This window comes from Parabacteroides leei (assembly GCF_023369805.1).
GTDB lineage: Bacteria > Bacteroidota > Bacteroidia > Bacteroidales > Tannerellaceae > Parabacteroides > Parabacteroides leei.
On record NZ_JAMBQG010000019.1, the window covers coordinates 95,773 to 111,688 of the forward strand.

General features: G+C 45.7%; 9 protein-coding genes and 1 pseudogene. 9 read left to right on the plus strand and 1 reads right to left on the minus strand.

The window, feature by feature from the left end; genetic code table 11:
* The first annotated feature begins 62 nt into the window (after nucleotides 1–62).
* From M1P97_RS21425 to M1P97_RS21440, 4 genes are all read left to right on the plus strand, one after another.
* Nucleotides 63–1,550, plus strand: a complete 1,488-nt coding sequence (locus tag M1P97_RS21425; RefSeq protein ID WP_195370998.1) for a sulfatase family protein — start codon at nucleotides 63–65, stop codon at nucleotides 1,548–1,550.
* A 70-nt stretch (nucleotides 1,551–1,620) separates the two neighbouring features.
* Nucleotides 1,621–3,762, plus strand: coding sequence for a right-handed parallel beta-helix repeat-containing protein (locus tag M1P97_RS21430; protein ID WP_195371000.1), 2,142 nt, complete (start codon nucleotides 1,621–1,623; stop codon nucleotides 3,760–3,762).
* A gap of 29 nt (nucleotides 3,763–3,791) precedes the next feature.
* The gene (locus M1P97_RS21435; protein ID WP_249390149.1) at nucleotides 3,792–5,714 is read left to right on the plus strand and encodes a glycoside hydrolase family 97 protein; all 1,923 of its coding nucleotides are present in this window, start codon (nucleotides 3,792–3,794) and stop codon (nucleotides 5,712–5,714) included.
* 11 nt (nucleotides 5,715–5,725) lie between these two features.
* Complete coding sequence (locus tag M1P97_RS21440; protein ID WP_249390150.1) at nucleotides 5,726–7,975, plus strand: hypothetical protein; 2,250 nt, start codon at nucleotides 5,726–5,728, stop codon at nucleotides 7,973–7,975.
* A 10-nt stretch (nucleotides 7,976–7,985) separates the two neighbouring features.
* Here M1P97_RS21440 and M1P97_RS21445 read toward each other — a convergent pair whose 3' ends face one another.
* Nucleotides 7,986–8,876, minus strand: a complete 891-nt coding sequence (locus tag M1P97_RS21445; protein WP_195371006.1) for an AraC family transcriptional regulator — start codon at nucleotides 8,874–8,876, stop codon at nucleotides 7,986–7,988.
* Nucleotides 8,877–9,135: 259 nt separating this feature from the next.
* Between M1P97_RS21445 and M1P97_RS21450 the strand changes: the two genes are divergently transcribed.
* The 5 genes and pseudogenes from M1P97_RS21450 (at nucleotide 9,136) to M1P97_RS21470 (ending at nucleotide 15,787) form a co-directional block, all read left to right on the plus strand.
* Nucleotides 9,136–12,030, plus strand: a complete 2,895-nt coding sequence (locus M1P97_RS21450) for a glycoside hydrolase family 38 N-terminal domain-containing protein (RefSeq protein WP_249390151.1) — start codon at nucleotides 9,136–9,138, stop codon at nucleotides 12,028–12,030.
* 156 nt (nucleotides 12,031–12,186) lie between these two features.
* On the plus strand, nucleotides 12,187–13,440 hold the full coding sequence (locus M1P97_RS21455; protein WP_249390152.1) for a uroporphyrinogen decarboxylase family protein: 1,254 nt from the start codon (nucleotides 12,187–12,189) through the stop codon (nucleotides 13,438–13,440).
* 31 nt (nucleotides 13,441–13,471) lie between these two features.
* Nucleotides 13,472–14,098: pseudogene (locus M1P97_RS21460) on the plus strand (corrinoid protein); the annotation flags it as partial.
* Nucleotides 14,073–14,780, plus strand: a complete 708-nt coding sequence (locus M1P97_RS21465; RefSeq protein ID WP_249390153.1) for a vitamin B12 dependent-methionine synthase activation domain-containing protein — start codon at nucleotides 14,073–14,075, stop codon at nucleotides 14,778–14,780. The pseudogene M1P97_RS21460 and the gene M1P97_RS21465, both read left to right, overlap by 26 nt.
* Nucleotides 14,780–15,787, plus strand: a complete 1,008-nt coding sequence (locus M1P97_RS21470; RefSeq protein ID WP_249390154.1) for a uroporphyrinogen decarboxylase family protein — start codon at nucleotides 14,780–14,782, stop codon at nucleotides 15,785–15,787. Before M1P97_RS21465 ends, M1P97_RS21470 begins: the two co-directional genes overlap by 1 nt.
* Nucleotides 15,788–15,916: the final 129 nt, after the last annotated feature.

Here is a 15,916-nt window from a genome sequence, read left to right on the forward strand (position 1 = left end):
AAATACAGATCTGTTTTTGACACACCTTCATTGATTATTCTATTTTTTCAAATAGCAATACCATGAATTTTGATAAAAGAAACTATTTTGTAGCCTTAGGCGCATTGATTTCCTATACAGCTTGTGGGGTTACAAAGAATCCCAATGTAATTTTTATTTTGGCAGATGACATTGGGTATGCCGATTTTGGTTGCTATGGAGCCAAAAAAATAAAGACTCCCAATTTAGATAAGTTAGCTCGTAATGGAGTAAGATTTACCAATGCTTACGCTCCGGCATCAACATCAACTCCTTCGCGTTATGCTTTACTTACCGGAGAGTATGCTTGGCGGGTAGGTGCTCATATTCTGCCGGGAGATGCACCTTTATTGATAGATACACAGAAAAATAACTTACCTAAAACATTTCAGCAGGCCGGATATAATACTGGCATTGTCGGTAAATGGCATTTGGGATTGGGGAGTAAAGAGGATAAAGTGAATTTTAATAAAACGATAGTCAATGGTCCCAAGGAGGTTGGTTTTGATTATTCATATATATTTCCAGCAACCAATGACCGTGTGCCTTGTGTGTATATTGAAAATAGTAAAGTGGTAAATTTCTCTTCTTCTGACCCCATACAGGTTTCTTATTGGCAAAAGGTGGGAAATAATCCAACGGGGAAAGAGAATCCGGAATTACTGACTTTGCGACCTCACATGGGACACGACGGAACGATTGTGAATGGAGTGAGCAGGATCGGTTGGATGAGTGGTGGAAATGCAGCTTTATGGAAAGATGAAGAGATGGCTGATACTTTATTGGACAAAGCTTTACAATTTATTAAAGAGCAAAAGAATGATCCTTACTTCCTCTTTTTTGCTACTCATAATGCACATGAACCACGAATTCCTTCTCCAAAATTCAGAGGAAAGTCGAAGGCGGGTATTTATGGTGATGTGATTGAAGAATTTGATTATATGGTAGGGGAGGTTATAAAGGTTCTGAAAGAAAAAGGAGAATTGGATAATACCATACTTATTGTAACCAGCGATAATGGACCGCGAATCAGGGAAGGGTATGCAGATGGTGCTTTGGAGAATTTGAACGGACATAATCCTTTTAGTATATTCAGGGGTGAAAAAGGAACATTGAACGAAGGTGGAATTCGTGTCCCTTTTATTTTTAGTTGGCCACAAAAGGTTAGAAAAAGCTTTGAACAAGAACAACCTGTCTGCTATATAGATATGTTGGCTACATTTTCCCGGATATTGGGTAATCATACAAGTGGTCCGGATATGAATGATAGCCGGGATGCATCTGAACTATTTTTTGATCCTCGGTCAAAGCCATATCGTCCTTATTTTATTTTGCAGGATAATGGTGGAAACATCGCTGTTCGTTCTGGCGAATGGAAGTGGATTCCTGCGCAGAGAAATCAAAACCAGGAATTGTATAATTTGAAGAATGACCCGTCGGAGCTACATAATGTCCAATTTGATTATTGGATGGTTGTGGAAGATTTTGGACGAAAAGTGTCGGAAGTGTCACAAATGAATAAGAAAAAATAAGTGGGGAAGACATGAGTTCTTTCTTGGTATCCATTAAAGTAATATAATACGAAAAACTACCTTTTATAGAATGAAAAATATAGTTTTATCAATACTAATACTATGGTTTATAAATCCCGGAGTATATGCCGACCAAGTTGTCTACTTGTCTCCTACGGGTAGTGACGATGGGAAAGGGACGGTTGAATCCCCTTATTATTCACTGAATAAAGCGATAGAAGGGCAGTTGGATAACCGGAGTGAAACGGATACTTTGTTTATAAAGGTGGCAACAGGCAACTATTATATGGATCGTCCTTTTGTTATTGATCGACCGTCTTCTCGTCCGATTATCATCCAATCGGACGGAGACGTAGGTAAACCTTGTTTCATAGGTGGTGTGTCTGTTAAGGGTTGGCAAAAATATGGAGATAAGTTATACCGGGCTTATGTGCCGGAGGTGACCCGTTATGGATTGGAGTTTGAGCAATTATATGTAAATGGAAAGCGGGCAATTCTGGCCCGTACTCCCAATACGGACTGGTATTATGTAAAAAGTTCTTCCGAGACTCCCTTTGTGGAGGATGTCCGCTTTGCTGATTATGCCGTTCAGCGGATTAATCTCAATCAGGAAGACTGGCAGGAGATGAGTAAACTACAACTTTCCGATTTGCAACAGTTGAAATTCCGGTTTTATCACAAATGGGATATCACTCATAAACGTGCGGCCTATGTGGATGTCGATTCAGCTTTTATTTATGTGAATGGGAAGGGGATGCATCCCTGGAACCAGATACGGGAAGGTTCCCGCTATTTGATGTATGATTATATGGAAGCGTTGGATACACCGGGCGAATGGTATCTTGACAGGAATACGGGATATCTGTATTATATGCCTTATGAAGGGGAGAACATGGAAACTGCCGAGTCCTTTGTACCTTCGCTTGAACAGCTGGTTGTGTTTAAAGGGGAAGCCGGAAGTCCGGTGAAACATGTGACATTTGAAAACATCTCTTTTCAATATAGTTCCTATCGAATGCCGGAACATGGAGAAGAGCCTATGCAGGCGGCTGCCTTTACTAAAGCTGCGTTATCATTTGATTTCTCCGAATATATATCTTTGATCAATTGCGAAATAGGTCATACCGGAACTTACGCTGTCTGGTTCAGGCAAGAGTGTCACAATAATAAAGTGGAACATTGTTACCTGGCTGATTTGGGTGCTGGTGGTATTAAAATTGGCGAACCTTATTTCAGGTCAGATAATCGTAAGGTCACCAGCCATAATGTGATACATAATAATATTATAACGCATGTCGGACGTGAATTGCCCAGCGGTATTGGAGTTGCTATCTTTCACAGTAGCGATAATCAAGTGACTCATAACGAGATTTCCGATCTATACTATTCCGGCGTTTCTGTCGGTTGGGTGTGGGGATATAATGACTCTCCGGATCTTTGGACACATCATCTCAATTCTAGGGGAGAAGCTGAGTTTTACCAGGCAAAACTGAAAAGTCCGGCTGTCAGGAATATCATCTCATATAACCATATCCATCATATCGGCTGGGGAGAACTGTCGGATATGGGAGCTGTTTATACGCTCGGCGAATCGGAAGGAACGAAGGTGACATATAATGTCATACACGATGTCTTGTCTTACGACTATGGCGGCTGGGGACTTTATACAGATGAAGGTTCTACCGGTGTGGAGATGAGCAACAATTTGGTATATCGGTGTAAAAGCGGTGGCTTCCACCAGCATTACGGCAAGGATAATAAGATAGAGAACAATATCTTTGCTTTCGGTCATTATTATCAGGCACAATACACTCGTGCAGAATCACATCTGTCATTCCATTTCAAGCACAATATCATCTTACATAATCAGGGAGAAACATTGGCTGGTGTCTGGGAGACTGGTTTGTTGGATATTGATTCTAATCTGTATTGGCATTTGAACGGTGAACCTAAGTTTGGCAAATATGCATTCAAAGAATGGAAGAAGCTGAAAGAACCTCATTCCGTCTATGCCGACCCTCTGTTTAAGGCCCCTTTATCGGATGATTATACCCTGTTGTCTTCAAAGGCTGTCCGGAAAATAGGATTCAAGCCTTTTGATTATTCGAAAGCGGGTGTCTACGGAGAAAAAAACTGGGTGGAGAAGGCCTGCCTGAGTCCGCAGACGTTGGATGATTTTCAACAGAAAAGTCGGGAACGATTGAAGAAATAACAAGATACAAACACTTTATAAGAAACAGAATGAATAAACGAATTCTATCAGGAGCCTTTCTGATTGCTTTATTGGGAATGTGCTCATCATGTACAAATAACGACTATACGTTATCCTCACCTGACGGCAACCTGGTTATGCAACTCCATCCGAATGAGGAGGGAGAGTGGACTTATTCTTTTCAGGCGGAAGGTACTCCGCTCATCAACGAATCTGAATTGGGATTTGACCTGGTTGGTGGCGATGACATACCGGGCGAAGGCTGGAAAGTCAATGATGTCTCCAAGAGAGAAGTGCGCGATGTATGGAAACCGATATGGGGAAAACGTACGGAGGTTGATGACCATTTCAATGAAGTGGTCCTTGAATTGAGCCGCAAAGGTGCTTTCCCCGAAAAGATCACCTTGGTGGCACGTGCCTACAACGACGGCGTAGCTTTCCAATACCGTATTCCCGAAGACACGGCGGGAGAGGCCAAGGTGGAATCGGAAGAAACCTCCTATAACTTTGCCGGCGATTATACGGCATGGTATTACAACGGTGAGTATCACAATCTCGGTCCGGAGAAATTGACGGAAACCGGAGAGGAACGATTGCCTGTAATGACGATCCAAGCCGGCGACCGCCATTTTATGGCTATCCATGAGGCAGACTTGCGTATGGGCGAACCGCTTCGGTTGAAGTCGGAGAAAGGGAAAACGGAATTTACCGTGGCTTCCAAACCGTCTGCCTTGGTTCCCGGATATGCCTCCGCCTGGCGTGTCATCATGCATGGCAACCAGCCGGGTGAACTGGTCGACTCGCATTTAATAGAACTTCTCAACCCCGACCCGGATCCCTCGTATGACTTTTCCTGGGTGAAACCGAGCGTCGCCTTGTGGGATTGGCGTATCGACGGTGCGGAATGGGAAGGTTTTAAATATACGATGTCTTACCCTTCCTGGATTCGGATGGTAGACTTCGCAGTTGAGCAAGGCTTCAAATACCTGGTGCTGGATGCCAACTGGTACGGTCCTGAGTTTGAGTCGGATTCCGACCCGACGAAGGGAGACAAGGCACGCGATGTGCAAAAGCTGATTGCATACGGCAAGGAAAAGGGCGTAGGCATCTGGCTGTATCTGAATGATGTGGGAGGACGCAAGTACCCTATCGAGGAGACATTGAAACAATATGGTGAATGGGGTGCTGCCGGTGTGAAATACGGATTTATGAGTGGAACGCAGGAGGAGAAAAACCATCGTACACGGATGATAACCGAACTATGTGCGCAAAATCATCTGTTGGTGGATTATCACGACGGCCCTGTTCATCCCTACGGGCAGATGCGTACTTGGCCGAACGCTGTCACGCGCGAATACAATTTTGCCCAGTTGGATGCTCACCGCGTGTTCGAACCGAAGACCTTCGTCACTTCCGTATTCGTCAATATGGTGGCCGGGCCGTTGGATATGAACAACGGTATGTTTGACTTGCGCCAGGGACCTACCACCCGCGTGGACAATAATCAGGAATGTCCTTCGACCGTCGTATCTGAGGCGGCTCGCACCTTGATAACCTTCTCTGGTGCCACCATTCTTCCGGATATCCCTGAGTATTATAAGAAATATCCGGAGTTGCTCGATTTCATCTCTTCCCAGAAGATGCCTTGGAAGGAGAGTCGTACATTGCAAGGTGTAATTGGCGAATACATTGTCATGATGCGTCAGACGGAGGAGGCTTATCTGGTAGGCGCAGCCACGAATGAATCCGGTCGTACTATCAACCTGTCGCTTGATTTTCTGGCTGAAGGTAACTATTGGGCTGAGATTGTGGAGGATGGAGATAATGGGCATTATCAAAACAATCGGGAAACGTATAAAGCTTCGAAGAAAGAGGTGACCAGTAAGGATACGATTACGCTTACGTTGGCACCAGGCGGAGGCGCTTGTTTGAAAATTACAAAGAGAAAGTAAAAAACTTCATCATGAGAAACATATTAATTATTACAGGTTTATGGATGGCATCGGTATTTTCGTTGAGTAGAGCCTATGCTATAGGGGATATCAAACCTTTGGTAAGATATCATCAAAATAATAAAGTAGTGGCTTCTACCTCTTTTGAGGAGAAGGGAACTTCGATAGTAACAGACTCCAAAGGGTGTCAGTGGGTATTGAGAACAGATAAACAACCGGTTCCAGGCGACAAAACAGCACTTGATTATACTTTTACCTGGGAGTTGAAAAAAGGGATGGCGGAGAATGTCTCGTTTGCCGTAGATTTTGAAATGGACGAGTGGACGCCGGATAATTATGTCTTTGTCCCTGCTATCGTTTATGACGGGAACCGGTTTGCTACCAAGGATATCGGTTATCCTCCTTTTTGGTATGATAAAGCCGAGTGGCGTGTGGATATGCCTACGACTGTCACCTCTTCTCAACCTACATTGGGCAGGAAAGGCGAACCGTCTAAACCGATTGAGTTGACTTCCGGTAATGCATCCACTCCTTTGATGGCTTACTTCTCGGAAAAGGATCGTAAGGCTTGGATGGTGCAGACCAACCAGGGAAATGATTTAGGCGATTATGGTTTGACCATAAAGGAAAATGAAGATCGTTCGGAGGCTACTTTTTCTATCACGGCTCCTGTTACACGTACTGGCAATGGAGCTGATATTCCGGCAACCCTGAAAGAGGGAGAAAGAGTGTCTATCTCTTGTCGCGTGTACGACTTTAAAGCAAAACGGTTGAATGATATGATGGATCGTTTTGTAGAGGTTCGTAAGGAGTTCAATAAGAGTGAACGTCATGACGTGGTGCCTTATAGCCATTTGTGGACGTTGATGAACAATCTGTACCAAACTCGCCGCTGGGATGATCGTATCAATATGTATTGGTTGAGTGATGTAAAAGATAAAGCAAGCTGGAATTTCATTTGGCAACTGGGGTGGTGCGGAGGTGGCCAGGCTACTTATCCTATCCTTTTGAGGGGAACTGATTCAGATAAGGAACGTGCCATGAAGAACCTGGATGCTATTTATGATCGCACGCAAGCCAAGTCCGGTTTCTTTTATGCCTATGGCGATGGCAAAGAGTTCTATGGATTTGGGTACGGGAAGCCATTGGAAGATAATGTAACATTTGTTCGTTCGCAAGGTGACTGGTTATACCTTGCGCAATTACAGATGAATCTGCTGAAGTCGAGGGATGAACAGGTAAAAGTTTCTTGGAAGGAAGGTACGCGTAAACAGGCGGATGCCTTTGTCCGTCTATGGGATAAATATGGTCAGTTCGGTCAGTTCGTAGATGTGGAGACTGGTGATATTTGTATAGGCAATTCATGCGCAGGGGCTATTGTTCCTGCTGGTTTGGCTATGGCGGCTAAGACCTATAATAACCCGCACTACCTGGAGGTTGCCACATTAGCGGGACGATGGTTCTATGACGAGTATGTCAAGAAGGGTTACACTACCGGGGGACCGGGTGAGATTTTGTCAACACCGGATAGTGAATCGGCTTTTGCTTTGTTCGAATCTTTTATGGTGCTTTATGAAGAGACGGTGAATAAAGAGTGGTTGAACTATGCAGCAGAATTGTTACCGGTTTGTGCCAGTTGGACAGTCTCTTACGACTTTCACTTTCCTAAAGGATCAGCTATGGAGAAAGCGGGTGCTCATGCTACCGGTGCGGTTTGGGCTAGTGTAGCCAACAAACATGGTGCACCTGGTATCTGTACTTGGTCCGGACATAGTTTGTTGAAATATTATCGTGCGACGGCAGACAGGCGTGCGCTTGATTTGTTGGAAGACATAGCTCATGGATTACCTCAATATGTCAGTCGCCAGGAATGTCCGATCGGTTCCATGCCTTGGGGAGGAATGTGTGAGCGTGTCAATTTGAGTGATTGGGAAGGTAAAAGTGGAGTTGGCGGCAATATTTTTGCCTCTTGCTCTTGGTGTGAAGTTGGTGCCTTGTTGACAGTTACCCAGATTCCAAGTATTTATGTACAAACAGACCGACAGGAAGTAACTGTATTCGACCACCTGAAGGTTGAAAAGAAGCAGGGAGGCGATGGCCGTATAGTATTGAAAATAACCAACCCCACGACTTACTCTGCCGATGTGCGGATTTTAGCGGAAACCTCCGAAGAAGCACGCAGCGTATTGATGCCGGCTTCCGTGAATGAGCTGGAGTCTCTCTCCCTGAATCCGGGAGAGACTAAAGAAATTAATCTCTGAAATACTTATGTTATAACTTGAAATTCTGCTTTCTGAACTCTAGTGGAGAAACCCCCATCACATTGGAGAACGTACGGGAGAAGTATTGAGACTCTTTAAAGCCAAGCTTGTGAGCGATCTGATTCACCTTCATATCTGTTTGGATCAGGAGCTTGCAGGCTTTGTCTATTTTCAGGCGGATGAAATAGTCCATTGGGGGATGTCCGATCTCTTTGACAAATTTGCGATAGAAATAGGATTCCGAATAACCGCAGAAGTTGGCAAAGTCCGTAATCTTCAGGTTCGATTCGATATTATCATTCATGAAATGTACCACACGGTTGATTATGTTTTCCGAATACTCCTTTTGCCGGAAGCGGTTACGGTAGATATCGATGAAAAGGAACGATCCCAAGAAATGGGCAAAACATAGATTGGCATAATGCATATGATCCATGTCCGTACTCTCATTCAGAGTGTTGAACATCTCTTCGAACAAATCGATCCGTTCCTCTATCCGCGACTGTGCAGAGGGAGGGACCGATGTCGGCTTATCGAAACGGGAGGAGAAAAGAGGCGCTTTGCTTCCTCTGAAATGTAACCAGTAAATAGTCCAGGGATCTTCTTCGTCTGCTCCGTAAGCATGCGGAATGTGGCGTGGAAGTATGATGAATTGATTAGCCTCCAGTATTTTTCGTTTTCCGTATAATTCGACCCATCCCCGTCCGTCCTTGCAATAAATGAACAGATATTCGTCACATCCTTCGGGACGGTTTATATAATGGTGGGAAGCACGCGCAAAAAAGCCCATGGAATAAAGATACAGGTCGCCTGTGAGGGGACTATCTTCCATCAGATTGATCATAGGGATCGGCAGATAGATGAAACGTTCGCCGGAAAAACCAAGTTCTACTTTTGCCATAATACATGTAATCGGGTTGACACTGTAAAGTAAGCAATAATAATCCACGGAATAAGCAATTATTTGCTATTTATTATTGAAATTGTAGTTTCTAATTTTGCTTAAACTTACACTTTACCTTATACCTCGTCGCAGTAATGGTGAAGTAAACAGAATATCGCAAGATTGTATAAGTAAACAATCGGAATGTCTATTGAATAGGAAGTAAAAGCTCTTTTATTTTGTATGATGTGTAAATAGTTAATCTAAATGTAATAGAATGAGAAAGAAAATAGTGTTCAGCTTATTGATAATTGTGTTTTCCTCCATGGTTCAGGCAGATATAAAACCCGGTGCAATCGATTATATCGTACGCCCGCTTTACGGCTACAGGACCGATGGGGCACCCGGACGTATTGTGACGGTCCGGCTGAAAGGAGAGGAACTGAAAGGTGATCTTTCGGTCGAAGTGATAACCAAAGGGAAAACGGAAAAGAGTCATTTTGCATTAAATGCGAAAGATTCGACAGAGGTAGATGTTCTGTTACCCGCCACAGTACCTACAGGGAGGAAGTCGGAAGTCACATTTGTCCTCCGTGGAGCGGATAAGACATACAAGCAAAAAGTCAGCATTACCCCTATGCGTCACTGGAATGTCTATCTATATAATCATGCCCATGTGGATATAGGTTATACAAATACGCATAAGAACGTAGAGCAGCTTCATAAAAACAATATCATTGAAGGAATCAAACTGGCGGAAGAGACGAAGAACCATCCTGACGGTGCCCGTTTTGTCTGGAATCCGGAAGTAGGCTGGCCTATGGAACGGTTGTGGCAATCCAATCCGGAGATGCGGGATGAACTGGTTGAGGCTATGAAGAAAGGGCAGATATGCCTGGATGCCAGTTATCTGAATCTGAATACCAGTACCTGTGCCGATGAGGAATTGTTTCATGTCTTTAAGTTTACCCGCGAGATGCAACGGTTGAGCGGAGTTCCTTCGGATGTTTTCCAGCAGTTCGATATACCGGGTATGTCGTGGGGATTGATCCCGGTTATGGCACAGGAGGGTGTTAAGTATATTATCTCATGGCCGAACACCGACCGCGCAGGAAATGCTCATAAGAATATGGATGGAAAACCCTTCTGGTGGGTAGGTCTCGACGGTAAATCGAAAGTCTTGTTCCTTCAGCCGGGCGGTTATGCCAATAGCGGCAGTATGGGAAAAGGCGGGGAGACCGGACGTCCCTGGTTCGGACAACGTGACCCGGCAAAAGTGCCGAAAGTGATTCGTATGGGATATGCCAATGTCGATTTTACCGAGAAACTGATGGCGTTGGAAAAAGAGAATTATCCGTATGATTATACCGTTCTTTCCTGGTCGTTGTGGGATAACAACCCGCTGGATGCCGATGTTCCTTTTGCGGTGAAAGAGTGGAATGAAAGATATGCTTATCCGAAAATCATTATCAGCGGCGGTCATGAGATCATGTCGATGATAGAAGAGAAGTATGGTGACCAGCTGCCGGTTGTTTCCGGTGACTATACCGAATACTGGACGGACGGTCTGGGTACGGCTGCCGGCTTGACAGCCAAGAACCGGAATGCCAAAGAGAAACTGGTGCAGGCAGAAACGATCTGGTCTATGCTGGCGGATGGAGGAAAAGCTCCGCGTGAAGATTTCGATGAGGCCTGGCGTTATATCCTTTTAGGTTCGGAGCATACCTGGTGCTTTGAGAACCCAACCGAACCCTATTTCCAGGATGCCATCTGGAAAGTGAAACAGTCTTACTTCCATGAAGCCGAAGACCGTTCGATCGATATGCTGGATGAATCGTTGGCTCCTGCTACGGATAAGTCGAATGGGGCACTGGGTCCTAAGGAAGGTCCGGCAAACGGAGGTATCGCCGTCTTTAATACGCATTCATGGCCACAGAGCGGTGTGATCCGGCTGACGGCAAAGGAAAGCCTGAAAGGGGATAAAGTGGTCGACCAGAATGGTAAAGAGCTTCTTTCCCAACGTCTTTCTACCGGTGAGTTGTTGGTCAATGTGCCGGAAGTACCTGCTCTGAGTTCCCGTCATTTTCGGGTAGTGGAAGGTAAATGTTCTTTGTCGGGCAGTTGCAAAATAGAAGGAACGACACTGGAGAACGATTGTCTGACGGTTCATGTGGACCGGACAACCGGTAATATTGTTTCTTTATTGAAGAAAGGTTCTGAATATAACTATATTGCCCAGGGAGCCAATACCTTCTCCTGGTTACCGGCGAATGTGGATGCTCCGCAGGCGGATACGGTATTGTCTGTTTCCGTAGTCGAAGAAGGTCCTTTGGCCGTAGAACTGTGTGTGACATCGAAAGCAACCGGTTGCCGGAGTGTCTCCCGTTCTGTCCGTTTGCAGGCAGGGCAGCCGTGGGTGGAAATTTCCAATGTTGTAGATAAATTGCCTTTGGTGGAGAAAGACGGTATTCATTTTGGCTTTGCCTTCAATCTTCCGAATTCAAAGACCCGCGTAGATATTCCGTGGGGTGTGATGGAAGTGGAGAAAGACCAGTGGCCGCAAGGTAACCGTAACTGGCTGGCGATGCAGCGATGGCTTGATGTCTCGAATGCCACACATGGCGTAACCTGGTGTTCGCTGGATGCTCCTTTGTTTGAATACGGTGATCGTTATGCCAATATCGCAATGGGTTGGGGAGGAAAAGGAAACTGGGTTACCAGGCTGGAACCTAGTTCAACGGTCTATTCATGGGCGATGAATAATCACTGGCATACCAACTTCCCGTTGACACAGGATGGGCCTGTCCGGTTCCGTTATCGTTTGTATCCGCACGAAGCCTACGATGTGGTGGAAGCCAACCGTTTCGGAATGGAACAGTCGCAACCGCTGGTATATGTTACAGCCGATAAAGATCCGCAGGTACAGCCTTTGATTGCTATCGACAACCAGAAGGTTTACTCGACGATCATCAAATCCCTGGAAACCGATCATACTTTGATTATCCGTCTCCGTTCCTTGTCCGACAAAGAGGAAAGTGTAAAACTATCTTTCCCTAAAAAGACCCCGGCACGTGTCTCTGTCTGTGATCGGGAGGAGATAGCCGGAGAAAGAACCGACGGTAATCTGGTGATGGCTCCGTACGGACAAATAACATTGAGATTGGAATATTAAGATGCAATAATAATCCACCAAATAGGCAGTTTTTTGCTATTTTATATCGGAAAAGGACCTTCTATATTTGCATTGTGCTTACATAAGAGGCTACAGTAACAATACCATGAAGAGAAAGCAGTTTCTTTTTATACTATTCTAAAATCAATATTGAACATGACATCTAAACAGCGTGTGCAAAGCGCACTAGCCCATCGTATGCCCGATTGCGTACCGGTCGACTTCGGAGCAACTTCAGTTACCGGTATCCATTGTAAGGTCGTAGAGGCTTTGCGGCAACATTATGGATTGGACCCGCATCCTGTCCGCGTCATCGAACCTTTCCAGATGCTGGGAGAGATAGAGAGTGACCTGCAGGAGATTATCGGTGTAGATTGTGTCCCCGTTTTCGGACGGAAGGATATGTTCGACATCGATGAAACTCAACTTCACGAACAAATAACCCCCTGGGGACAGAAAGTGATGATCGCCTCCGGTATCGACTTGACGACCGACGATCAGGGAGACGTTCATATCTATGCGGCTGGCGACCGTTCTTATCCTCCCAGTGCCGTGATGCCGGCTGACTGCTATTTTATCAATGCAACCGAACGTCAGGAGTATGTCGACGATGATGCGATTCAGCCGGAAGATAACCTGGAAGAATTCGGTCCCATTTCAGAAGAAGATCTTCAGTATTATAAGGAGACAGTCGAAAAGGCTGCCACCACCGGGAAAGCGGTCGTTGCCAGCTTCGGCGGTACGGCACTGGGCGATATCGCTTTCGTTCCGGGTATGGGACTGAAAGATCCGAAAGGTATCCGTAATGTAGCTGAGTGGTATATGTCTACCGCCATGCGCCGTGACTATGTGCAAACCGTTTTTGAAAAGCAGACCGATATCGCGATAGCAAATTATCAACGCCTTTGGGATGCAGTGGGTGAAAAAGTCGATGTTGTCTTTACCTGCGGAACCGATTTCGGTACACAGGATTCTCAATTCTGCTCCCTCGAGACTTTCAGGGAATTGTGGCTTCCCCACTACAAGAGAATGAATGACTGGATCCATAAATATACCACCTGGAAAGTTTTCAAACACTCTTGTGGGGCTATCATCCCGATTCTCCCAGGTTTGATAGAGGCCGGCTTCGACATTATCAATCCCGTCCAGATCAATGCGAAAGATATGGACCCGAAATTCCTGAAGAAAGAGTTCGGCAGCCAGGTGACGTTCTGGGGCGGAGGTATCGATACGCAACGTATCCTGCCGAATGCAACACCCGAAGAGGTGCGGAGCCATGTCATGCAGGAATGTGAGATACTGGGGGCAGACGGCGGTTTCGTCTTTAATGCCGTCCATAATATACAGGCCAACGCACCGGTACGGAATGTAGTGGCAATGATAGAGACATTGCGTGAGTTACGAGGTTAAATAATAAAAGAAGAATAAAGTTATGGCAGATTTAGATAAATTGTATGAAGCTATTTTGACAGGAAAACTGAATGTAGCCAAGGAGGTAACCAATGAGGCTATCGCAGAGAATATCGACCCGCATTTGATCATTAATAATTATATGTCGCGGGCCATGGAAGACATCGGTAAACGTTTTGAGGAAGGAAAAGCCTTTGTCCCTGAACTATTAATGGCAGCCCGTGCCATGAAAGGTGCGCTCGACCTGCTGAAACCGCAAATGAAAGGTGCTGCTTCCCACAGTCAGGGAAAAGTGGTGATCGGAACGGTGAAAGGTGATTTGCATGATATCGGAAAGAACCTGGTAGCTTCCATGCTCGAAGGTTGCGGATTCGAGGTGATCAACCTGGGTACCGATATTTCTTCGGAAAAGTTCATCAATGCTTTGAAAGAAAACCAGGCGCAGATACTTTGCCTTTCAGCGCTGTTGACTACGACGATGAACTATATGCAGGAAGTTATCAAAGCTCTGGAAGAAAACGGTCTTCGTAGTCAGGTAAAAGTCATGGTTGGCGGCGCACCGGTCTCTGAATCCTTTGCCCGCCAGATCGGGGCAGACGGTTATAGCGACAATGCCAATGCTGCAGTAACGCTTGCTAAATCCTTATTATCTGCCTGATCGTATGCAGGAGTACGAGTTGGATTTCAGCCTGCTATCCCTGACGGCAAACGATTTGTTTGCTGAGATGGGATATGGCAATACGCAGCCGGAAGAACCCGTAGAGGCATTGGCCGTCTCCATGCTGGAAGAGGTTTCGTCCTGGATCGTTCCGCGTTGTACGTTCGGATTGTTTGACGGCAGGATTGAAGGAGATACTGTTTTCATGACTGGTGGCGAGAGCTTTCTAGTGGGGGCAACGATCTCTTTCCTTCTGAAAGGCTCCCGGCGCTTCGCCCTCTTTGCGGCAACTGCCGGCACTGCTTTTCAGGAATACCAGAACCGTTTGAAAACAGAAGATGATATCCTGAAAAGTTTTATTGCCGACATTCTCGGAACCTGTGTCGCAGAAAAAGCCGGCGACTACATGGAACGGTTACTCGAAAAAGAGCTGGCAGGAGAACGACACACGAACCGTCTGAGTCCGGGCTATTGCGGCTGGCATTTGTCCGGTCAGCAGACCTTGTTCCGGCTGATGGGCGGAACTCCTTGCGGTATCAGCTTGTCTGAAGTCTGCCTGATGACACCGATCAAGTCGATCAGCGGTATCATCGGCATCGGACCTGATGTGGATGAGAAAAAGTACGGTTGCCAGTATTGTGAACTGGAGACCTGTTATAAACGAAAAAGAAAGAAGAAATAATGGAAATACAGAAATGGTTGCAGGAAACAATGAGCCGGCAGGAACGAAGGGCTGTTCCTATCATGACACATCCCGGTATCGAACTATGCGGTAAAACGGTAAAAAATGCAGTTTCCAGCGGTGAAGTACATGCAGAGGCTATCTGCCGGTTGAACGAACAATATCCGGCGGCAGCTCCGACGGTCATCATGGATTTGACGGTAGAGGCAGAAGCTTTCGGGGCGAAAGTGGTTTTTCCGGAAGATGAAGTACCCAGTGTAACGGAACCGTTGGTATCCGACAAAGAGTCCATAGATAATTTACAGATCCCCTCGCTGGATGCCGGACGTGTGCCCGAATACCTGAAAGCAAACCGCCTGACGGCAGAGCGGGTAAAGGATAAGCCTGTCTTTGCCGGTTGTATCGGCCCGTTTTCGTTGGCAGGACGTTTGTTCGGTTTGTCCGAATTGATGATTGCCCTGTATGTGGAACCGGAGAATATTGCCGTCTTGCTCGAAAAGTGTACCCGTTTTCTGATCGACTATACCCGTGCGATCAAACAGACGGGCGTTCATGGCGTGATCATGGCTGAACCGGCAGCAGGTCTGATCTCAAACGAAGATTGTATCTTGTATTCGACGAATTATGTCCGTCAGATCGTGGATGCGGTGCAGGATGAAAACTTTATGGTGATCCTGCATAACTGCGGAAACTCCGGACATTGTACGGAAGCCATGGTTCAGTCGGGAGCTGTCGGACTTCATTTCGGTAATAAAATAGATATGGCAGATGCGTTGGCTAACTGTCCGGAAGACCGGTTGGTTATGGGTAACCTGGACCCGGTCGGACTTTTCAAACAGGCATCGTCAGAACAAGTATATGCAGAGACGATGACTCTCTTAAAGAATACCAGCCAGTGGAAGAATTTCGTTTTATCGACAGGTTGTGATGTCCCCCCTCATATTCCTTCTGAGAATATCGAGGCGTTTTATCAGGCACTTAATGATTTTAACAACCGATCAATGTAAAAAAGAAGGGGATGTGTCAAAACTAAGGCACATCCCCTTCTTTTTTTGGCAAAAATAGTCGTTCCTCTTTTTTTGTCTATGCGACTATTTTTTCATTAATTAGGTAATAAGGCTTAATATTCGTCGTAT

Excerpts from the sequence above, each read along its gene's own strand:
- M1P97_RS21425 (WP_195370998.1), top strand. The coding sequence starts at position 63 with ATGAATTTTGATAAAAGAAACTATTTTGTAGCCTTAGGCGCATTGATT.
- M1P97_RS21430 (WP_195371000.1), top strand. The coding sequence starts at position 1,621 with ATGAAAAATATAGTTTTATCAATACTAATACTATGGTTTATAAATCCC.
- M1P97_RS21435 (WP_249390149.1), top strand. The coding sequence starts at position 3,792 with ATGAATAAACGAATTCTATCAGGAGCCTTTCTGATTGCTTTATTGGGA.
- M1P97_RS21440 (WP_249390150.1), top strand. The coding sequence starts at position 5,726 with ATGAGAAACATATTAATTATTACAGGTTTATGGATGGCATCGGTATTT.
- M1P97_RS21445 (WP_195371006.1), bottom strand. The coding sequence starts at position 8,876 with ATGGCAAAAGTAGAACTTGGTTTTTCCGGCGAACGTTTCATCTATCTG.
- M1P97_RS21450 (WP_249390151.1), top strand. The coding sequence starts at position 9,136 with ATGAGAAAGAAAATAGTGTTCAGCTTATTGATAATTGTGTTTTCCTCC.
- M1P97_RS21455 (WP_249390152.1), top strand. The coding sequence starts at position 12,187 with ATGACATCTAAACAGCGTGTGCAAAGCGCACTAGCCCATCGTATGCCC.
- M1P97_RS21470 (WP_249390154.1), top strand. The coding sequence starts at position 14,780 with ATGGAAATACAGAAATGGTTGCAGGAAACAATGAGCCGGCAGGAACGA.